This is a genomic window from Spirochaetota bacterium (genome assembly GCA_017999915.1).
Taxonomy (GTDB): Bacteria; Spirochaetota; UBA4802; order UBA4802; family UBA5550; genus RBG-16-49-21.
Genome location: JAGNKX010000006.1, coordinates 126,764 through 147,652, shown reverse-complemented (window position 1 = coordinate 147,652; position 20,889 = coordinate 126,764). Strand labels below are relative to the sequence as shown.

Here is a 20,889-nt window from a genome sequence, read left to right as displayed (position 1 = left end):
CTTTGATCCTCCCCCTCTCCTCAGAGGAGAGGGGGACCGAGGGGGTGAGGTCTGATCGGGTCAACCCCATTGTGGGTCCTTCATATAGAAAGGGCGCAAATATCATGTAGGCGCGGTCACGTGACCGCGCTTTCGGCGACATCCCCTGCGGATGACAAGGGGGCGCCTATTTCTTGATCTGCGCGATGATGGATTCTATGATGCTCATCGCCTTGTCCCTGGTAAGATAATCGCCGAAACCGAGGAGAGAGGCAAAATTCAGGGTGAAGCCGTGGGAGAAGATCTCCCAGGCCTTGGTGTCGATATCAAGGTTTTTCTTCAGGGATCCCTGGCGGACGCCCTCGTCGAGCAATCCCCGGGCCATTCCTATGATCAGGAGCATCTTTTCCCGGACATTCTCCCTGAGGCCTTCCGACGGGGAGGAGCAGACGAATTCCAGGAGGACCCGCGCGTCCTCCGGGTGGGTCATGACGAAATTGTAAAAGGCCTCGCTGGTGCGCTTGATGCGATTAATCGCGTCTCCCTCGGGATTGTATATTGTAATGAGGCGCATGCTCACGCCGTCCAGCACGGCCAGGAGAATCTCCCGCCTGTTCTCGAAGTGTCGGTATATCGCCGGCTCGCTGATGCCGACGATCTCCGCGATGCGGCCCATGGAGGCGCCCGACAGGCCCTGCTCAGCTATGAGACTCGTCGCCGCCCTGATTATCTGCTCCTGCCTCTGGGCCGTGGGGACCCGCCTTTTTTTCTGTGCCATAACCTCTCCAATGTCCGTATGTAACACCGGGTGGAATCCCGATTGTCAACAAGAAAAATCATCGGCGACCCGGCGTCACTTCAATTTCAGATAATGCCGAATGCGGTCGATCATGGCCCTGTCGCACACGGAACAGCGCGCCGCGTCGGCCCGTTCCCGCACGATCATCCGCGCAAAGCCCCTGCAGTCATCGGCCCCGCAGGCCGCGCAATTGGCGCCGGGGAGCATTGATTCGACCCGGCGTATCCTGATATATGATACAATGGTCTTAATCATGATCGTCAGCGCCTGATAATCTCAAGGGCGAACCTGCCGATCTCGCTGAAAAGGTCCCCCATCTCCTCAACGGGCACCTTCATGTTGTCCTGGAACCACTTGCTCAGAACCATGTAGGTCCCGCCGGCGATGAAATGCGCGGCATAGGCGTGATGCACCGACTTTTTGCCGCTCCTTGTATCGAGGTGCTTCTGAAGCATGAGGGCGTACTGGGAAAACCGCTCCAGGGTCTTGTGTATCAGGCCCGCTCCCTGCAGCGCCAGGAACAGCTTCTTGTTCTCTTTCCATATCCGGAGCAGGCTCATCGACATATCGCCGATATACTCTTTCCGGTGCATCATGTCAACGATATCCCTGAAATATCCGTCGAAGACCCCGTCCATGTAATGGAGCAGGATCTCGTCCTTGCCGCTGAAGTTGCGATAGATGGTCTGCCGGGCCACGCAGGCCTCCTCGGCCAGCTCCGTGATGCTGATTTCGGCATAGGCCTTGTCCTTCATGAGCTCCAGGAGGGCGTCGAGGATCAGCGCCCTGGATTTCACGATCCTGATATCGACGGACTTCATCTGCATCACTCCCCTCCGATCTGTCACTTATAACACGGACCGAACGAATCATCCCCTGTCGGCGGCAGGATGACTGATTAAATTACAGATGTCAATTATGTTACATTTGTTGCATAACAAAATAGAGCCATCCGCCGTTCCCCGGCGATTCGCTGACAAGCTCCATGGATGGCGTTTTCAGAAAACCGCCATCATAAAAACCTTTACATTCCGCGCGCCCCGGATTATAGTGCTGGCGGTGCTGAGCCATGAAGATACTTTCGTTCGGGGAAATCCTCTGGGACCATATAGGCGACGGCTGGCATATTGGCGGCGCCCCCTTTAATTTCGCGGCCCATTGCGCGAGGATGGGGGCCCGGGCCGCGCTGGTATCGTCGGTCGGCAATGACAGCCTCGGCAGGAAGGCGCGGGCAGAGGCGAAGAAATGCGGCATCGATACCGGGGCCGTCGCCGTGAACCGCCGTCTTCCCACGGGGACCGTGGAGATTACCCTCAAGGGTGACGGGTCCCATGACTTCGCCATCCATGACAACGTCGCCTGGGACGAGATAACTGTTACATCCGAAGAGGCCCGGGCCCTCGGGTCCGGCGTCGTAGACGCGCTCTGCTTCGGCACCCTGGCGCAGCGGAGCGCCGTCAACCGGGCAAGCCTCGAATTGCTCCTCGACTGCGTCGCCCCCCGGATCGTCTTCTACGATGTGAATATCCGCCAGGACTATTACGCGGCGGAATGGATCGAGTGGTCCCTCCGCGCCTGCACCATCATGAAGTGCAATGACGACGAGGCCTCGCTGCTGGGAAGGCTCCTCTTCGCCCGCGGCCTTGACGACGAGGAATTCGCCCGGTCCGCGGCGGAGCGCTACAATATCACGACCCTGTGCGTCACCCGCGGCGCCCGCGGGGCCGCCGTGCTCCACGACGGTGCCTTCATTGAAGCGCCCGGCATCGAGGTAGCGGTGGCTGACACGGTCGGCGCCGGCGACGCCTTCGGCGCGGCCTTCCTCAGGTCGTTCCTTGGCGGCCATACCGCCGGAGAGGCGGCGCGCTTCGCCGTCAGGGTGGGGGCCTTTGTGGCGTCCCGGAGCGGCGCGGTGCCGGAATACTCGGAAGAGATTCAAAGGCTCGTGAATACCATGGCAGGATAATACTTACACGGTTATACCGACGGAGGAATCCATGAACCAGCTGAAGATGAAGCAGAAGCTATCCTACGCCATGGGCGGCCTCTCCCTGAACCTGGCGAACCTGGTCATTTCGCAGTGGCTCCTCAAGCTGTACGTGCCCAACAAGGAGGAGGCCCTGGTGCCCGGGTTTCTCTTCGCCGCTATTTTTCTCGTCGGTAGGGTGGTGGACGGCGTCACCGAGCCCATTGCCGGGTTCGTGAGCGACCATCACCGCTCCCGGCGGGGCCGCAGGATTCCCTTCATCATGGCCATGACCCTGCCGGCCGCAATCATCACCTTCCTCCTCTGGGTCCCGCCCGTGCCCGGTGCCATGCATTGGGCCAACGCCGTGTGGGTCTTCGCGCTGGTGCAGCTCTTCTTCATCTGCTGGTCCCTCCTGGCGAACCCCTACATGGCGCTCCTCCCGGAGATAACCTCCGATCTCGGAGAGAGGGTGAACATTTCGACCTACCAGGCGGTGTTCCTCATGGTCGGGACCCTCGTCTTCGGCGTCATGGGCCCCATCAAGGACGCCCTGGGATGGGCCGGCCTCGGCCTGGTGACCGGCTGTCTCACCGTCGCCTCATTCGTCCCCACGATGCTGGCCATACGGGAAAAGCCCTCCGATACCGGCAGCGCGACGGCGGCGGAAAAGATGCGCTTCTCCATGATATTCCAGTGGGCGCGGACCACCTTCCACAACAGGCCCTTCCGCTACCTCCTCGGGGCCACCGCCGTGTTCTGGTTCGGCCTGAACATGATCATCCTGATCATCCCCTTCTGGACCCAGTACGTCCTCGGCAGGAGCGACCGCGACGTGGTGCTGCTGATGGCGCCGCTCCTGGCGACCAACATCATCTTCTTTTTCGTCTTCAATTACCTTTCGAAGCGCTTCGGCAAGTACCCCGTGATGCTCCTTACCTTCATCCTCGCCGCCTTCACCATGCCGCTCCTCTGGCTCGTCAGCACCGCCCCGGGCGCAGACGCGATGCTCCACACGCAGATCGTCATGGCGTGCATCGGCATGCCCGTGGCGGGCATCATGATCCTCCCCTACGCGATCCTCTCCGACGTCATCGACCACGACGAGACCCTGACGGGCAAGCAGCGGGAGGGAATATATGTGGGGGTGCAGGCCATCTTCCAGAAGATCGCCATCGGCGTCTCCATAGCGGTCGCCACGGCCCTCATGTATTTCGGCGGCGACGCCAGGCCCACGGAGCTCGGCCTGAAGCTCATCGCGGCGGCCGCGGGGTTATCGTCACTCATCGCCTTCGCCGTCTTCCTCCGCTACCCGATACGGGAAAAGGACGGCAAGGCCTATATAAAGGATTGAAACCGGGCGCTGCGCTACAGAGCCCGCAGCTCTTCGTTGTCCGGCAGGCGGTTGTTGTCAGCGATAAAGCGGTAGATCCGGGCTGACCGTGTCTCCTCTCTCGCGAAGCTCTTCATATCCACGCGGTAGAGGCCGAACTTCGGGCCGAAGCCCTTCGCCCATTCCCAGTTATCAGTGAGGCTCCAGTAGGTGAAGCCGATGACGGGGCATCCCTCTTCGATGAGCCGCAGCGTCCACGCCAGGTGATCCAGGATATAGCCGGGCCTCCGGTCGTCCTTCGCGTCGGCCAGGCCGCACTCGGTGATCATCATCGGCACGCCGGGGTATCGCCGCGCGGCCTCCCTGCACACATGGTAGAGTCCCTCGGGGTAGATCTCCCAGCCCATGTCCGTGACCGGGTAGTGCGGATAGGAGGTGCGGTTCACCATGCCGGGCTTGAAGGGATTGAAGGACAGGATCTCGCGGGTGTAGTAGTTCACGCCGAGCCAGTCCAGGGTCCCCTTCAGGCGATCATCCTTCTCCCTGAGGGAGGGGCCCAACAGGATACCGATGTCGATGACGCCGGAGTGGATCGCGTCGAGGAAATTCCAGTTGAAGATCCGGTCGGTCTGTCCGGCCACGACCCGGTCGAGGAAAAAGCTCTTGGCCCGATAATGGAAGAAAAAGTAGATCATGCCGACGCGGGGCCCAGCCGCGTTTCCTCCCGGCGGCGTTTCGGCATGCTCCTTGATGATGTGATAGGCCTCGGCGTGGGCATGGATAAGGATGCCGTATATTTTTACCGCCAGGGCGATGTCCGCTCTGTTCGGCGGGATCTCGCCGAGGCCGTACCCCGCCAGGGCGTAGATCTGGGCGTCGATCATGGTGCTCCAGAAGTCGACGTAACGGCCGAAGCGGAGGGCGCACTCCCTCACGTAGGCGCGCCAGCGTTCCATGACCGCCCCGCTCTCCCACCCGCCCAGGTCCGCCGCCCAGAGGGGCAGGGTGAAGTGCCAGAGATTCAGGAACACGGTGAAGCCCTTCTCCTTAAGAGAGGCCAGCATGGCGCCGTAATGGTCCCACGCTTTTTCATCGTAGCGTCCCCGCTCCGGCTCGACGCGGCTCCACTCGATGCCGATGCGGTGCGCGTTCTGGCCGTCGCTTTTCGCGCGGGAAAAATCCTCCTCGTAGCGGTTGAAGAAATCGACGGAGGCGCCGCAGGTATCGCCGTTCTCGATGGGAGACGGCGTCCCGGACTCCCATTGGAACCAGTCGTTGTTGCAATTGCCGCCCTCATGCTGGTAGGCGTCCTCCCCCGTGGCCCAGAGGAACCCTTCGGGGAAGGCGTCGCCCTTCACCACGGCTTTCCGTGAAGGCGGGAGCTTGCGGACATTGCCGTAGACGATTGCGATGATGAATAAAGCGGCGGCGAGTATGGCAATTCCGATCAGGACAGTTACAATCATGCAGGCACCCCCGGGACATGATAAGCCACGAATCTTCATATATAGCAATCCCGTGATAATGGCAATTATTATTTCCCGGGACCGGGAAAAGGTTTCCCCTGCAGCCGGGATCGGAGGCACCTTCAAAATAACTTGACACTTCCACGGTCAGGGGGATTCTCTATATACACGATACGGCATGACCCGATGGGACCCTATGGACGACCATGATCTGCAACAGCTCGCAGCCAGGCTGGACAATGACTCGCCGGTTTTAAAATTCCCCGACGAGCTTGAAAAGCGGTACATCCTGCACCACGCGAGCACGCGCCTGATCGTGTCAAACAGGGTGCTCATCATCGGCATGTCCGCGTTTCTCCTCTTTACCATCCTTGATTATATCGCCTTCCCCTTCCCCGCGGCCGTGCGGGCTTGGATCGTGCGGGCCCTGACCGCCGCAGTCATCGTTCCCCTTGTCTTCCTGGCCAGGCGCGCCGGCGACGTGCGGATGACCTACGCCATGGTTTCAGCGTCGATGATCATCGTGAACGCCTCTGTCGTGGCCATCGACGTCATCGGGGTCAACGCGGCGGGCTATGACCTGCCCCTGGGATCGCTCTTCGTGATCATCTTCTCGTCGACCCTCATCCGCTTCCCCTTCTGGATATCGCTGGGCGTCATAGGCCTGATGATGCTCACCCAGGTGGCCGGCCTGGCTCTCTTCACCGGCCTCGGCATCGGGAACATACTCCGCAACGTCCTCTTTTTCAGCTTCATCATCATCATGCTCCTCTTTTCCAGTTACAGCACCGACGCCGACAGCAGAAGGATATTTATTCTGAACCTGCTGAGGAGAAAATATGACCGGTCGGGATTGAAGCAATCGAGCGTCGACGAGTATTCGGCGATGCTGGAGGCCTACATGGACGATAAGAAACCGTACCTTGACCCGGAGCTCCGCATTGACGACGTCGCCCGGGCCCTCCAGATCAAGCGTCATCACCTGACCCAGATTTTGAGCGAAAAATACAACCAGAACTTTTTCATGTACGTCAATGGATTCAGGATAGAGGAGGCCCGGCGGATGATGGCTGATGAAGCCAGCAGGGAAAAGACCGTATTGCGCATAGCCTTTGATACCGGCTTCAATTCAAAGGCGACCTTCAACAGGATATTCAAGGAATTTACCGGCCTGACCCCGACGCAATACAGGAAGAAGCTGTAGCATCCCGAAAAAAAGAGTCTCAACTCAGCGGATAAGTCGATTTAAAGTGATACTCATGGTATCCATTGATTCATGATCCGATTGATGGCTATGCCGCGCCATTTGAAATCATCCTGGAGAATCAGCCATGAAAAAACAGATACGCCGACTTATTCTTTTTTCCTTATCGCTGTCCATGGCAGCCTACCTCTCATGCGACACGACAACCGTGACAAGCCAGACCGTCAAGGCCAGCGGGAAATATTTTGTCGATGACCGCGGCGGTGTCGTCCTCTACCGCGGCCTCAACGTGGCCGGCGACGCCAAGGTGCCGGACTTCATGCCAATAAAGGAAGCGAAACTCCTTGATCCCCTGCCCGGCTGGGGCGTCAACGTCATCAGGCTCCTGTTCACCTGGGAGGCCTTTGAGCCGGTCATGGGATCGTACAACAGCGAATACCTCGATTATATCACCCGGGTGGTGTCCTGGGCCGGGGAGCGGGGCATCAAGGTCATCATCGACTTTCACCAGGACGCGTTCTCGCGCTACCAGGTCAACGGCTGCGGCGAGGGCTTCCCCGAATGGGCCGTTCCCGCAGAAGTATCGAAGGACACCCCCCGCAACGACAGCAGCTGCAAGATCTGGGGGGCCCAGATGATCTGGGATTTCGACATGCACACCTGCTGGAACCGCTTCTACAGGGACAAGTACGGCGTGCGCACCAGGTTTTTAAAGATGATGGACGCCGTGAGCGCCCATTTCGGGAGCAACCCGGCGGTGCTCGGCTATGATATTCTCAACGAGCCGTGGGGCGACGAGGTCAAGGAGATCGCCGTCCTGTACGAAGACGCCGCGAAGATCATCCGGAAGAACGATCCCGACTCGGTGCTCTTCCTCTGCCCCCACGCCCTCATCAGCGCGGGCAACGCCTCGGAGCTGCCGAAGATGTCCTTCGGCAACTACGCCTACGCGCCCCATTACTACGACGGGAGCATCATCGTCTTCAACGCGTGGTTCGGCACTTCGCCGGACAGCGCCCTCAACAAGCAAAAGAAAAAATCCGACGCGTGGAACGTGCCCATACTGTGGGGGGAATTCGGCGTCAACGCCACGGCCGGCGGCGGCGCGAAATACATGGACCTCTTCTATGCCTGGCTGGACGCCAACCACGCCTCCGGCACCCAGTGGAACTACACCCCCGGCTGGAAGCCGGACACCTTTGACGGATTCAACGACGAGAACCTGAGCGTCGTGGACAACCTTGGCGCCCTGCGGGCCAACTACCGGATCAGGCCCTACGCGCAGAGGATCGCCGGAACGCCGGTCTCCTTCACGGTGTCGAGGAAGGATACCGGCGCGATCCAGGTGCGCATCGAATGGGACCACGACCCGGCGAAGGGTGAAACAAGGATATTCCTGCCCCGGGAAGCCCTTATCGGAACCGGCGGATATAACGCCTCCTCCACCGGGGATTCCCTTGAATGCGGCTACGATAACGACGAACTGTACCTGGCCTGCGAATCCACAGCGGCGGGACGGAAAAGCATCACCCTGAGCTCGGAGAACTATAAATGAAAACCGCGGCGCAGATAATCTCCATCATGTCCCTCGGCGCGGTTTTTTTCTGGGGGGGATTTCCAGCGGCCCTGGCCTTCAAATACCACGCGGTGGCGGCGGGCCTCATCACCGCCGCGGGAGCTGAGATCGCCGTGGTACTGGTCCTCCTCATGGGCAAGCCGATCCAGGATTACCTGCTGCGCAAATATCCCGCGTGGCTCGAGAAGACCAGGAGCGGAAAGGCCGGCGCCATATTCCAGAAATACGGCATGGCCGGCCTGGGCCTCATCGCCCCGGTCATGCCCGGGGCACCCCAGGCCGCCCTCATCGGCCTGGCCCTGAGCGCGCGGCCCGGGAAGATCCTCCTCTGGGTCACGGCCGGCATCGTTCTATGGGCGCTCATCGTGACCATGGGGCTCCTTCTCGGCATGGAATACGTCGGATTGTTCCTGAATATGTGACCATCCGGTCAGGCAGGCACCTCATGAAAGAGAAAACCATACCTCCCATCATGAAAAACTCCCGGGCCCTGGTGAGGATCACCAGCCCCGACCGGGGCGTCCTGCTCCTCCACGGCTTCAAGGGCTCCCCCTCTGAAATGAAATACCTGGGAGAGCGGATCTCCGCCCGGGGCTATTCCATCAGCATCCCGCGTCTCCCCGGCCATGGCACCGTGATCAAGGACCTGACCCGCGTCACGGGAAGGGACTGGCTCACCGCCGCCCGGGAAGCCCTGGTGGAGCTTTCAAGCCATTGCCGCGAGGTCTCCGTCGTGGGCCTCTCCATGGGCGGAATCCTGACCCTCCTCCTCGCCCGGGACCATCCCGTGAAAAAAATCGTCCTCCTCTCAGTGCCCCGGACGCTGAAGGAAAAAAGCATCTACCTGGCGCCGCTCATAGGAACCTTCGTGAAAATACTGTGGCAGGAAGACGTCACCAGGGGCCTCGCGTCGGAAGAGGCCCGGCGCGTTCACGAGTGCTACAGCCAGGGAACGCCCATCAAGCAGTCGTGGCACCTTTTCAGGCTCATAAAAAGAGCCATGAAGGCCCTTCCCCTCATCGAGGCGGAGGCCCTTGTCGTCCAGTCGGCAGGGGACCAGGTGATACCCCCGGACTCGATGGAGCACATCTATTCCCGCATGGCGGCCACAAAAAAAGAAAAGCTTTTATTAAAGAAGAGCAATCACGCCATCACCGCCGACCTTGAAAAGGAAGAGCTCGCCGAACAGGTCATCGCCTTTCTCGAACGGTAAAGCAGTTATTACAGGCAATTGATCGCAGCGCGACCACTCATCATATAATCATTGACAAAAGAGATGAGCGGCGCATAATGTCTAAAACTGTATATTATCCCGCTGTTTCAACCCCTCTTACGTTTCAGCCGGCTTTTATCAAAGGAGAAAATTATAACATGTCATTTGAAGACTTACATCTCATCGCGCCTATCATGAAGGCATTACAAACCGAAGGATACACGACACCGACGCCTATCCAGCGCCAGGCGATCCCCATCATACTGAAAAGGAAAGACCTCCTCGGCTGCGCCCAGACCGGGACGGGCAAAACGGCGGCTTTCGCCATACCTCTGCTGCAGCTGCTGCACGGGGACCTGGCCAAATCCAAGGGGCCCCGTGCCATCAAGACCCTGATACTGACCCCGACCAGGGAGCTGGCCATTCAAATCGGCGAAAGCATCGCCAGTTACGGACGGCACACGGGACTCAAACACACTGTTATTTTCGGCGGCGTGTCGCAGAAATCGCAGACCGACGCCCTGCGGGCGGGAGTGCACATACTGGTGGCGACCCCCGGCAGGCTTCTCGACCTCATGAACCAGAACCAGGTCAGCCTTAACCGGATAGAGCAGTTCGTCCTTGACGAAGCCGACCGGATGCTAGACATGGGATTCATCCACGATGTTAAAAAAATAATCGCGAAGCTGCCCGCCCGGAGACAGTCGCTCTTTTTTTCCGCGACCATGCCGCCGGCGATATCAAAGCTCGCCGAGACGATCCTGGTAAATCCTGAAAAGGTCGCGGTGACGCCGGTTTCATCACCGGTGGAGGCCATCGATCAGTCGGTCTATTTCGTCGGGGGCAAAGACAAGACAAAGCTCCTCGTGCGGCTCCTGGAGGACGCATCCGTTGAATCGGCCCTGGTCTTCACGCGCACCAAGCACGGGGCCAACAAGGTGGCCGAAGGCCTGGTCAAAGCCGGCATCCGCGCCGAGGCGATCCACGGCAACAAGTCCCAGGGAGCGCGGCAGCGGGCACTGGGCAATTTTAAAAAAGGTGATACGCGGGTGCTGGTCGCCACGGACATCGCCGCGAGGGGCCTGGACATTGAAGAGCTATCCCACGTCATCAACTTCGAATTGCCCAACATCCCTGAAACCTATGTCCACCGCATCGGGCGCACCGGCAGGGCGGGACTGAGCGGCGTCGCCCTGTCGTTCTGCGATGAGGAAGAAAAACCGTTCCTGGCGGATATACAGAAATTGATCGCGCGGAAGATCCCGGTCGTCGAAGGCCACCCGTATCCCTTGATCGAAAGGGGGCCATCCGCGCGCCAGGACGGGGGGAATAATTCCTCCGTCAGAAAAACAGGGGCCCCGGCAAACCGGAAGCCCCGCGCGAAAAGCTATACCGCCAGGAAGGACCGGGCCCCTTCACCCCGGCCTGCCATAAAAAGATATACCGGAGTATATCAACCGAGAAATGAGGAATAGAGCTATATCCCGTCCTCTTCCTTAAACGGCGCACCCTACCTCCCTTCCGGAGGAGCCCAGCTCCTCCGGAGTTGCTACGCCACGTCCCACCGGCAAATTAAACTTGACGAACTGATATGCCCATATTAATTTAAAGCGTTTCGTACAGAGTCGCTTGAATAAATAGAAAATTCGGGATGTGTTGTTGTGGGGAGGGGTATGATCACGAAAGGGTACACAACCGTTGAATTCCGATCAATTTAAAAACAATAGAGTCTTATTCAACTTTCTGAAATTTTCCCGTGCCAGCCGGTCTTCCACGTGTGCAATCCGCGTTTCAGATTCCAACCTGCGGCCAAGCTTAGAAGGATATCGCCGCCCCATCTGGAATATACTGCAGCAACATGATGAACATGAAACGCGTAACGTCATGGGGGCGTCATTCAATTTCCAGCAACACCCTTCATTTCAACGGCCGATGCGGCATGGCGCCAAATCTCTTTCACGCATCCGGACCAGATATCAAGCGGCGGGGTAATTATGCTTGATAGGATAAAAGAATCATTTCGCTCGCAAAAGCTTGACCACGACACCAGCTCGGCCTTTGTCAGGGAAATCATCTTTATCAACTACAGGCGCTCAAGGATATTCTCCCTGGTGCTCCTGGTTATTTTTATCATCCTCCTTGCCCTTGACCTGGTCAACAGGGCCCGGGGATTATGGAGCAACCAGTGGTATCTCAACCTCTTCTATATTCACCTTGCGTCGGTCATAGTATACCTACTGGCCATCCTTTCCATTTTCATTTCAAAGCCCGCCGACCCCGACAACGTCACGGTACGGCACAGGATCGGCGTCATGGCCATCGTTGTCATCACCGTCCTCACGCAGATCCTGACAACCATGGTGGACCAGCACCTGAGCGGGCAGATATCTCCCTTTGTCAGCATGGCCATCGGCCTGGGGGCCATCGTCCTGATGCCGCTGATCTCACGCACCTTGCTGTATGCCGCTTCGCTGATCCTGTTCTTCATAGCCATAGGCTATTCCCAGAACAACCCCAGCGTGGCGTCCACGCATTACATCAACGGCTCAACGGTGATCGTGATCGGGTGGTTCCTTTCCCAGGTCATCTACAGGGGCCACAGGAAGAATTTCATCGCCCGTCAGACGATCAAGAGGCAGGACGAAAAGATCCGCCTCTCGGAGATCGAGTATCAGCGCCTCTTCGAGAACTCGCCCATCGGCGTTTTCAGGATCTCGACCGACGGCACGGTGCTCGCCGCGAACCGGGCCCTGCTGGGCATGCTCGGGTTCAATTCCATCGACGACATGAACAGCGCGGGTCTCTCCGCCCTGTACGCGATCCCGGCCGACAGGGAGCGTCTATGGAAGAAAATCTCAGAGGCTCCGGTGGCCGGTTTCGAGACGGATTTTGCCCGCTCCGACGGTTCCATCCTTCCCGCCTCCATCAGCGGCACCATGATTTACGACGAGACGGGCGCGCCGGTCTTTGTCGAGGGAACCATCGAGGACATTACGGGGCGCAGGCGGTCCGAGCTGGCGCTCCGGGAAGCGGAGGAAAAATACAGGACCATCCTCGAAAGCATGGACAGCGGCTACTACGAGGTCGACCTGGAGGGAAACATTCTCTTCTGCAACCCCGCCCTGAGGAATTTTCTCGGCTACAACGAGCATGAGATAGAGGGCGTGAACTTCCGCGACTTCATGGATCCCGATGAGGCGCCCCGCGTGTTCCAGATATTCCACGACCTCTATAAAACCGGAAATTCTTCCGGCGATTTCTACTGGCAGTATACCCGGGAGGGGCGAAAGGCGGCCCACTCGGCCGCCTCGGCCTATCCGATCACGAACAGCCGCGGCGAGATCGTCGGGTTCCGCGGGACGGCGCGCGACATCACGGCGCTCAAGGAGGCCAAGGACGCCGCGGACGCCGCCAACATATCCAAGAGCGCGTTCCTGGCCAACATGTCCCACGAGATACGGACCCCGATGAACGCCATCATCGGCATGTCCCACCTGGCGATGAAGACCGACCTCGACCCGCGGCAGCGGGACTACCTGGTGAAAATCGACCGGGCCGCCCACAGCCTGCTGCAGATCATCAACGACATACTGGACTTCTCCAAGATAGAGGCAGGCAAGCTCGACATGGAATCGATCCCCTTCCATCTTGACGATGTCATGGCGAACCTCTCCACGATCATCGGCGTCAGGGCCCAGGAGAAGCGCCTCGAGCTGATCTTCGACACGGGCGCGGATATTCCCAACCGTCTGATCGGCGACCCCCTGCGCCTCAACCAGGTGCTGGTGAACCTCTGCAGCAACGCCGTCAAGTTCACGGAAAAGGGCGAGATCGTCGTCAGGTCCCGGCTGCTGGAAAAGGCCGGCGGCGCCGCCAGGATCGAATTCGCCATTTCGGATACCGGCATCGGCATGACGCCGGAGCAGATGGAAAAGCTGTTCCAGTCCTTCTCCCAGGCCGACAGCTCCACCACGAGGCGGTACGGGGGCACGGGACTGGGCCTCTCGATCTCGCGGCGCCTCGTCGAGATGATGGGCGGCGCCATCCGCGTTGAAAGCGAATACGGCGCTGGGAGCGTCTTCAGGTTCGACGCCTTCTTCAAGGTGCAGGAAGGTCCGGACATATCACCGGCAAGGAAGATCAAAGAGCTCCAGGGGATGAAGGTCCTTGTCGTGGACGACACCCAGAGCTCCCGGATGATACTGACCGACATGATGGAGCGGCTTCAGTTCGCCGTCTCCTCGTGCGCCTCCGGCGAAGAGGCGCTGCGCGAGCTGGAACGGGCCTCGGGCGCCGGGGAGCGGTACGACGCGGTGCTGATGGACTGGAACATGCCCGGCATGGACGGCCTGGAGGCCGGGCGGAGGATCAAGGGCGATCCGAAGCTCGCGCCGGCGCCGAAGATCATCATGGTGACCGCCTACGGCTCGGAGAGGCTCATGAAGAGCGCCGACGACATCGGCCTGGACGGGTTCCTCCTGAAGCCGGTGAGCCCCTCCGCCGTCATCGACACCCTCATGAACATCCTGCCGCGCGCCGACGAGGAAAGCCCGGCGCCCCGGCAAAGCCGCAGGGGCGGCGATCCGGCGGACATAGTGAGGAACATCCGGGGCGCGCGGATACTCCTGGTGGAGGACAATGATCTGAACCAGCAGGTGGCCATCGAGCTCCTGGAGGGAGCCGGGTTCTCCGTCACCCTGGCCGGCGACGGAAAGGACGCCACGGAAAAGATGACGGCCGATTTCCACGCCGTGCTGATGGACGTGCAGATGCCGGTCATGGACGGGTATGAGGCGACCCGGATCATCCGTTCGAAACGCGAGTTCGACGGTATCCCGGTCATCGCCATGACCGCAAACGCCATGGAGCAGGACCTGAAAAAGGCCCGTGAGGCCGGCATGGTGTCCCACGTGGCCAAGCCGGTGGACCCGGAAAAGCTTTACCGCACCCTTGCGGAACACATCAGGCAAGATCCGGCAAAGCCCTTCGATATCATCCCCGACAGGGAACCGGCGGTAGACGCAGCGGCCGCGCAGGCGGAACTGCCGGCCGTCCTCCCGGGGATCGACATCGCCGAAGGCCTCGGCCATCTCGCCGGCAACCGCGGGGCCTACCGGAGGCTCCTGGCGCATTTTGCCCGGAACAGCCGGATGCTGGATGATGTGTTTATGGCGCTGGAAGCGCGGGACCGCCAGGCCGCCGCCCGGGCCGCCCATTCCCTCAAGTCCGTGGCGGGAAACCTCGGCGCCAGGGAGCTGTACAACGCGAGCGCCGCCGCGGAGCGCACGCTGAAGAACGAATCGGAGACCACGGAGATACTTGAAGCGCTGAAAGCGGATCATGATATCGTCATGAAGGGTCTCCGGCAATGGCTTTCGAGCGGTGCCGGACAACCGGGCGATCCCGGGATCGAGCCGGACGGCGCCGCGTGGTCCGGCGCGCTCAGGGAGCTGCGGGCCCTCATTGCGGACAACGACGCCTTTTCCCACGAGGCCTGCGAGAAGATCATTGAGCGGGCGCCCCGGGCGGTCAGGGAGCGCTTGGAGGAAATTCACAAGGCCCTCTCCGGTTATGATTTCGACGGGGCCCTTTCAATAATCGACGCGATGACAGATCAAGGACGGGAAAACCCATGAACGACAAGAAAACTATCCTGGTCGTGGACGACACGCCCGAAATAATCCGGATTCTCACGGCATCCCTGAGCGGGACCTACAGGGTGAAAGCGGCGACCAACGGCGAGAAGGCGCTGCAGATCTGCTCAGGCGATTCCCTGCCGGACCTGGTGCTCCTCGACGTGCTCATGACCGGGATGGACGGCTTTGACGTGTGCCGCCGCCTCAAGGCCGATCCCGCGACCCGCGATATTCCCGTCATTTTCCTCACCGGCCAGACCGCCATCGAGGACGAGAAGCAGGGCCTCGAGCTGGGGGCCGTGGACTACATCACCAAGCCGATCAGCCCTCCCATTGTCATGGCCCGGATCGAGACCCACCTGAAGCTCAAGATGGCCTCGGACTTTCTCCGGGACAAGAACCTGTTTCTCGAGAAGGAAGTCGAGCGGCGCACGTCGGAGGTGCAGACGCTGCAGGAGGTGACCATCCTCGCCCTGGCGTCCCTGGCCGAGACCCGCGACAACGACACCGGCAACCACCTCCGAAGGACCCAGCTCTACGTGCAGCTTCTCGCCGGGAAGCTGAGATCCCATCCCCGCTTCGAGGGATTCCTCAATGATTCCTTCATAACCATGATGTTCAAGTCGGCGCCGCTCCACGACATCGGAAAGGTTGGGATTCCGGATCGGATTCTGCTGAAGCCCGGCCGCCTGGATCCGGAAGAATTCGAGATCATGAAGAAGCACACCATCCTCGGCCGGGAAGCGATCGAGCATGCCGAGCATACCCTCGGCCTGGCCGTGGAGTTTTTAAGAATCGCCAAGGAGATCATCCTCTATCATCACGAGAAGTGGGACGGGAGCGGCTACCCCGACGGGCTCGCCGGCGCCGACATCCCGGTCGCGGCGCGCCTCATGGCCCTGGCCGACGTCTACGACGCCATGATTTCCTGCCGCGTATACAAGAAGGAAATGCCCCACGAGAAGGCGATCCAGATCATAAACGAAAGCAAAGGGAGCCACTTCGATCCCGTTGTTGTAGACGCGTTCATAGAGCTTAATGAGGAGTTCAGGCGGATCGCCCAGCAGCACCTCGACGCTGACGCGGAATTGAAAAAATCGCTGGAATAACACCCGAAGGCGGAAAAGGTAGATAGCGGCGGGAAGCAATACCACACTAGCACTGCAGAGGCGGCAATGATTTTCGACAAACTCAGATCACTATACCGGTCCCATGGCATGAATGCCGAGACGCGGCGCGCCTTCGTCATGGATGTCAGTTTTACAAATTTCAACCGCCTCAGGATCCTGATCCCCATCCTCCTCCTGGTCTATGTTTCACTGGTTGCCTTTGACCGATTATTGATCTGGGATAAGATCCTGTCCTCCGGCACCGTAATAGTGGTCTTCTATATTCATATCGCTACCGCCGTCTTTCTAATAATGATGCTTGTCCCGATTTATTTCAAGCCGCCCCGGACCGCTCAAGAGATCACGCTCCTGCACCGCTTCACGGTTATTATATTTGTGTTCGTCATGCTCCTGGTGGGCGTTTCGACCACGCTGCTGGCATTCCCCATCGCCAAGCAGATAATAGCCCATGTGATTATCGCATTTGGCCTGGGGGCCCTGATAATCATGGGCCACCGGGAAAGCCTTGTCATGTATTCACTTTCTTATCTGGCCTTTATCATCATGCTGGATTATACTCAAATAGATGCCATGTTAATAGAGGGTTTGAAGATCAATATTCTGATAATGATCTCAATGGCATGGGTTTTCTCCCGGATGATGTTCCTGGGATACAGGAAGAGTTTCATGCAAACCACCACCATAAAAAGGCAGGATGAGAATCTGCAAACCATAAACGAAGAGCTCGTGGCGTCAAACGAGGAATTCGAGGCGGCCAATGAGGAGCTTATGGCCACGGTTGAAGAGCTCTCGGCCAAGGAAAGAGCCCTCCGCGAGAGCGAGGCGAAGTACCGGCTCCTGGCCGAGAACAGCGATGACGTGATCTGGACCACGGACGCCAATCTGAAATTCAATTATGTAAGTCCCTCCAACATGAAACTGCGCGGCCTGACCCCCGAGGAGACCATGAATGAGACCCTGGATCAGGTCATGACGCCCGACTCGTTGAACAGGATCATCGCCGAGTATACGCGCATGCTCCCCGCGGTCGAGAGGGGGGAAAACCCAACCCTTCGCATAGACCTCGAAGAATGCCGCAAGGACGGATCCACCGTTTGGGTGGAGGCGTCGATCCAGACCATGCGGGACGCCGGGGGGCGCCTCATCGGCTACCTCGGAGTCACCCGCGACATCTCGGAGCGAAAGCGGGCTGAAGAGGCCCTTCGCGAAGGAGAGGCGAAGTACCGGCTCCTGGCCGAAAACAGCGACGACGTGATCTGGACCACGGACGCCAATCTGAAATTCACCTACATGAGTCCTTCCATCACGAAATTGCGCGGCTTGACCGTGGAGGAGGCGCTGCAGGAAAGCCTTCAGGACTGCATGACGCCGGAATCGCTGAACGTGATAATCGGCGAATATACGCGCCTGCTGCCGGCCATCGAGAAGGGAGACAACCCCGCATTGCGCAGGGACATCCTGCAGTACCGGAAAGACGGCTCCACATTATGGGTCGAGGTCAACATTAAAACAATGCGGGATGATGCCGGCCGCCTGATCGGCTTCCTCGGCGCTTCCCGCGACATCTCAGACCGGCGAAAAGCGGAAACGGCCCTGCTGGAGAGCGAGGAGAAATTCCGCCAGATCGTGGAGAACGCCTCCGACTTCATCTACCGGGTCGACTACAGGGGCTATTACACGTTTCTCAATCCCGCGGCCGAAAGGATACTCGGCTTTTCGGCCAACGACGTGAAAAAGCATCATTTCTGGGACATCATCGACGCGGAACACCGGCAGGCGGCAAAGGATTTTTACCTGGACATGGCGGTCAGGAAGATCCCGCAGACCTACTACGAATTCCCGATCAACCTGAAGGGCGGCGATCTCATGTGGCTGGGTGTGCTGACCAAGACCGTGGAGATCCCAGGCGCGGGCACCGAATTCTTATGCCTCTCCCGCGACATCACCGAGCGCAGGCGCGCCGAGAAGGCCCTCACGGAGGCGAAGGAGGCCGCCGAGGAGGCCAACCGCATGAAGAGCGAGTTCCTGGCCAACATGTCCCACGAGATCCGGACGCCGATGAACGCCATCATCGGCATGACGCACCTGGCGATGAAGACCGGCCTCGATCCGCGACAGCGGGACTACCTGGGGAAGATCGACCGCGCGGCCCACAACCTGCTCCAGATCATCAACGACATACTCGACTTCTCCAAGATCGAGGCGGGCAAGCTGGACATGGAGCGCGTGCCCTTTCAGCTCGACGAAGTGCTGGCAAACCTCTCCACGGTCGTGGGCGTCAAGGCCCAGGAGAAAGGCCTGGAGCTCATCTTTGACACCGGGGCCGACATTCCCAACCGCCTGGTCGGCGACCCCCTGCGCCTCAACCAGGTGCTGGTGAACCTCTGCAGCAACGCCGTCAAGTTCACCGAAAAGGGGGAGATCGTCGTGCGCTCCAGGCTGGCGGGGGCGGTCAACGGCAAGGCGAAAATCGAATTCAGCGTCACGGATACCGGCATCGGCATGACCCCCGAGCAGATGAAAAAACTGTTCCACTCCTTTTCTCAGGCCGACAGCTCCACCACGAGAAAATACGGAGGCACGGGCCTGGGCCTCTCGATATCACGCCGCCTGGTTGAAATGATGGGCGGCTCCATCAAGGTGGAAAGCTCCTTCGGCGAGGGGAGCGCGTTCCGCTTCGACGCGCTGTTCCAGCTGCAGAAAGGCCCCGAAATATCGATAAACGAAAGGATAGGCGAGCTGAGAGGGATGAGGGTTCTCATCATCGACGACAACCAGAGCTCGCGGCAGATACTGATGGACATGATGGAGCGCCTCGCCTTCCGAGTGTCCGTGTGCGCCTCCGGGAAGGAAGCCATCAGCGAGCTCAGGCAGGCGTCGAAGGCCGGCGACGATTACTCCCTGGCGCTCATGGACTGGAAGATGCCCGGCATGGACGGCCTGGAGGCCAGCCGGAGGATCAGGTCCGACCCGGACATATCGAAGCCCCCGAGGATCATCATGGTCACCGCCTACGGCTCGGCGGACCTCATGAACCGCGCCGGGGAAGCGGCCATCGACGGATTTCTCGTGAAGCCGGTGAGCCCCTCGACGATCGTGGACACGATCATCCGCATTTTCCACGACAGCGGCGCAGAGGAGAGCCGCGCCGCCGTACGGGATCTCCGCGAGGACCCCGCGGAGATCGTGCAGGGCATCCGCGGGGCCAGGATCCTCCTGGCCGAGGACAACGACTTGAACCAGCAGGTGGCCATAGAGCTCCTGGAGGGCGCCGGCCTTTCCGTCACCCTTGCCGTGGACGGCAGGGACGCGGTCGAAAAAATGAGGGCCGATTTTCACGCGGTGCTGATGGACGTGCAGATGCCCGCCATGGACGGGTACGAGGCTACCCGCATCATCAGGTCCAAGCCCGAATTCGACGGCATCCCCGTCATAGCCATGACAGCCAACGCAATGGAGCAGGACCTCGAGAAGGCGCGGGAAGCCGGGATGGTCTCCCACGTGGCGAAACCGGTCGACCCGGAAAGGCTCTATCGCACCCTTGCCGAATTCATCACACCGGACCCGGCGAAGCCCTTTGACACGAAGGAGGAGCCGACAGGCGGAGCGCGCGTGACGGACCGCGCCGGGCTTCCTGACAGCCTTCCCGGCATAGACATCGACGACGGCCTGTCCCACCTGGGAGGCAACGCGCAGGCCTACATCAGGCTCCTGCTGCAGTTCCCGGAGCGGCTGGGGCAAAGCGCCGGATCAATTCGCTCCTGCGTGGAAAAGAACGAAATGACCGAGGCGGTGCGCCTGGCCCATTCGCTCAAGTCCGTGGCCGGCAATATCGGCGCGCAGGAGCTCTTCGCCTTTTCCCGCGATGCCGAGCTCGCCCTCAAGGAAGGCCGCGACCCCGCCGTGGCGCTCGCCGCCATGGACCGCGCCCTTGATGACATTGTCTCGGGGATCAAATCCTGGGCGGCGGCCGCCGGGAATGAACGGCGTGACGAGACCGCGCCCGTCGGCAGAGAACGCCTGGAGGAGATGGCAAAGGAACTCGGGGCTCTTCTCAAGGACGATGACACCGCGGCCATCGGGATCATTGACAAGCTGGACGCGATGAGGATTCCTGCCCTCCGGGAGGTACTGTCCGACCTGCGGAAAGAAGCTGAAAATTATAATTTTGAATCGGCGCTGCTGCGCCTTGCTAAGCTTGAAAAACTGCTGGAGAATATAAAAGAGGATTAAGCCGCCGGCCATTACGGGCATTATCCCGTTTGATTTCCAACATGGAAGAATCATCGGCACCGGGCCCATTAGTGTTTGACAGAATACTTTTCAGGGTACAGCCTATAATAACGGTTTGAGAGGTATGTATGGCGGAATGCCCATCATTGAAAACATGTCCTTTTTTCAACGATACCCTGGCGAACATGCCGGGTAAATCCATCTTTATCAAAAAGAAATACTGCCTGGGCAGCAATGCGCGGTGCGCCCGTTTCATGGTTGCGAGCACGCTGGGTAAAGAAAAAGTCCCCCCGGACCTCTACCCGGATAATACTGACCGGGCCGGGGAAATCCTCCGGGATGGGCAATAACACA

General features: G+C 59.5%; 15 protein-coding genes. 11 read left to right on the top strand and 4 right to left on the bottom strand.

Annotated elements, in window-relative coordinates; genetic code table 11:
* Nucleotides 1-166: 166 nt before the first annotated feature.
* The 3 genes from KA369_10600 to KA369_10590 all read right to left on the bottom strand — a co-directional run bounded on the left by KA369_10600 (nt 167) and on the right by KA369_10590 (nt 1,605).
* Entirely contained in the window at nt 167-757 is a 591-nt protein-coding gene (locus KA369_10600; protein ID MBP7736410.1) for a TetR/AcrR family transcriptional regulator, read from the bottom strand.
* 75 nt (nt 758-832) lie between these two features.
* Nucleotides 833-1,033, bottom strand: a complete 201-nt coding sequence (locus KA369_10595) for a hypothetical protein (GenBank protein ID MBP7736409.1) — start codon at nt 1,031-1,033, stop codon at nt 833-835.
* A 5-nt stretch (nt 1,034-1,038) separates the two neighbouring features.
* Nucleotides 1,039-1,605 (bottom strand): TetR/AcrR family transcriptional regulator, encoded by a 567-nt coding sequence (locus KA369_10590; GenBank protein ID MBP7736408.1) that lies wholly within the window; start codon nt 1,603-1,605, stop codon nt 1,039-1,041.
* Nucleotides 1,606-1,847: 242 nt separating this feature from the next.
* On the opposite strand from KA369_10590, the gene KA369_10585 reads away from it, so the two are divergent.
* A complete protein-coding gene (locus KA369_10585; GenBank protein MBP7736407.1) occupies nt 1,848-2,744 on the top strand; it encodes a carbohydrate kinase in 897 nt (298 codons plus the stop codon).
* Between the two features lie 31 nt (nt 2,745-2,775).
* The gene (locus KA369_10580) at nt 2,776-4,098 is read left to right on the top strand and encodes an MFS transporter (protein ID MBP7736406.1); all 1,323 of its coding nucleotides are present in this window, start codon (nt 2,776-2,778) and stop codon (nt 4,096-4,098) included.
* Between the two features lie 14 nt (nt 4,099-4,112).
* On the opposite strand, the gene KA369_10575 is transcribed toward KA369_10580, so the two are convergent.
* The gene (locus KA369_10575; protein ID MBP7736405.1) at nt 4,113-5,543 is read right to left on the bottom strand and encodes a glycoside hydrolase family 1 protein; all 1,431 of its coding nucleotides are present in this window, start codon (nt 5,541-5,543) and stop codon (nt 4,113-4,115) included.
* 196 nt (nt 5,544-5,739) lie between these two features.
* Here KA369_10575 and KA369_10570 point away from each other — a divergent pair, with 196 nt between their 5' ends.
* From KA369_10570 to KA369_10530, 9 genes are all read left to right on the top strand, one after another.
* On the top strand, nt 5,740-6,747 hold the full coding sequence (locus KA369_10570) for an AraC family transcriptional regulator (protein MBP7736404.1): 1,008 nt from the start codon (nt 5,740-5,742) through the stop codon (nt 6,745-6,747).
* 127 nt (nt 6,748-6,874) lie between these two features.
* Nucleotides 6,875-8,302, top strand: a complete 1,428-nt coding sequence (locus KA369_10565; GenBank protein MBP7736403.1) for a cellulase family glycosylhydrolase — start codon at nt 6,875-6,877, stop codon at nt 8,300-8,302.
* The gene (locus KA369_10560) at nt 8,299-8,745 is read left to right on the top strand and encodes a small multi-drug export protein (protein ID MBP7736402.1); all 447 of its coding nucleotides are present in this window, start codon (nt 8,299-8,301) and stop codon (nt 8,743-8,745) included. The genes KA369_10565 and KA369_10560 overlap by 4 nt, the downstream gene beginning before the upstream one ends.
* 23 nt (nt 8,746-8,768) lie before the next feature.
* Nucleotides 8,769-9,536, top strand: a complete 768-nt coding sequence (locus KA369_10555; protein MBP7736401.1) for an alpha/beta fold hydrolase — start codon at nt 8,769-8,771, stop codon at nt 9,534-9,536.
* A gap of 158 nt (nt 9,537-9,694) precedes the next feature.
* Nucleotides 9,695-11,011 (top strand): DEAD/DEAH box helicase, encoded by a 1,317-nt coding sequence (locus tag KA369_10550; GenBank protein MBP7736400.1) that lies wholly within the window; start codon nt 9,695-9,697, stop codon nt 11,009-11,011.
* A 519-nt stretch (nt 11,012-11,530) separates the two neighbouring features.
* Nucleotides 11,531-15,172, top strand: a complete 3,642-nt coding sequence (locus KA369_10545; GenBank protein MBP7736399.1) for a response regulator — start codon at nt 11,531-11,533, stop codon at nt 15,170-15,172.
* Nucleotides 15,169-16,281, top strand: a complete 1,113-nt coding sequence (locus tag KA369_10540) for a two-component system response regulator (protein ID MBP7736398.1) — start codon at nt 15,169-15,171, stop codon at nt 16,279-16,281. The genes KA369_10545 and KA369_10540 overlap by 4 nt, the downstream gene beginning before the upstream one ends.
* Before the next feature lie 66 nt (nt 16,282-16,347).
* Complete coding sequence (locus tag KA369_10535; GenBank protein ID MBP7736397.1) at nt 16,348-20,535, top strand: PAS domain S-box protein; 4,188 nt, start codon at nt 16,348-16,350, stop codon at nt 20,533-20,535.
* Between the two features lie 128 nt (nt 20,536-20,663).
* Entirely contained in the window at nt 20,664-20,885 is a 222-nt protein-coding gene (locus KA369_10530) for a hypothetical protein (protein MBP7736396.1), read from the top strand.
* Nucleotides 20,886-20,889: the final 4 nt, after the last annotated feature.

What these genes read in the sequence shown, in the direction of transcription:
- KA369_10600 (MBP7736410.1), bottom strand. Translation starts at nt 757, where the DNA reads ATGGCACAGAAAAAAAGGCGGGTCCCCACGGCCCAGAGGCAGGAGCAG.
- KA369_10595 (MBP7736409.1), bottom strand. Translation starts at nt 1,033, where the DNA reads ATGATTAAGACCATTGTATCATATATCAGGATACGCCGGGTCGAATCA.
- KA369_10590 (MBP7736408.1), bottom strand. Translation starts at nt 1,605, where the DNA reads ATGCAGATGAAGTCCGTCGATATCAGGATCGTGAAATCCAGGGCGCTG.
- KA369_10585 (MBP7736407.1), top strand. Translation starts at nt 1,848, where the DNA reads ATGAAGATACTTTCGTTCGGGGAAATCCTCTGGGACCATATAGGCGAC.
- KA369_10580 (MBP7736406.1), top strand. Translation starts at nt 2,776, where the DNA reads ATGAACCAGCTGAAGATGAAGCAGAAGCTATCCTACGCCATGGGCGGC.
- KA369_10575 (MBP7736405.1), bottom strand. Translation starts at nt 5,543, where the DNA reads ATGATTGTAACTGTCCTGATCGGAATTGCCATACTCGCCGCCGCTTTA.
- KA369_10570 (MBP7736404.1), top strand. Translation starts at nt 5,740, where the DNA reads ATGGACGACCATGATCTGCAACAGCTCGCAGCCAGGCTGGACAATGAC.
- KA369_10565 (MBP7736403.1), top strand. Translation starts at nt 6,875, where the DNA reads ATGAAAAAACAGATACGCCGACTTATTCTTTTTTCCTTATCGCTGTCC.
- KA369_10560 (MBP7736402.1), top strand. Translation starts at nt 8,299, where the DNA reads ATGAAAACCGCGGCGCAGATAATCTCCATCATGTCCCTCGGCGCGGTT.
- KA369_10555 (MBP7736401.1), top strand. Translation starts at nt 8,769, where the DNA reads ATGAAAGAGAAAACCATACCTCCCATCATGAAAAACTCCCGGGCCCTG.
- KA369_10550 (MBP7736400.1), top strand. Translation starts at nt 9,695, where the DNA reads ATGTCATTTGAAGACTTACATCTCATCGCGCCTATCATGAAGGCATTA.
- KA369_10545 (MBP7736399.1), top strand. Translation starts at nt 11,531, where the DNA reads ATGCTTGATAGGATAAAAGAATCATTTCGCTCGCAAAAGCTTGACCAC.
- KA369_10540 (MBP7736398.1), top strand. Translation starts at nt 15,169, where the DNA reads ATGAACGACAAGAAAACTATCCTGGTCGTGGACGACACGCCCGAAATA.
- KA369_10535 (MBP7736397.1), top strand. Translation starts at nt 16,348, where the DNA reads ATGATTTTCGACAAACTCAGATCACTATACCGGTCCCATGGCATGAAT.
- KA369_10530 (MBP7736396.1), top strand. Translation starts at nt 20,664, where the DNA reads ATGGCGGAATGCCCATCATTGAAAACATGTCCTTTTTTCAACGATACC.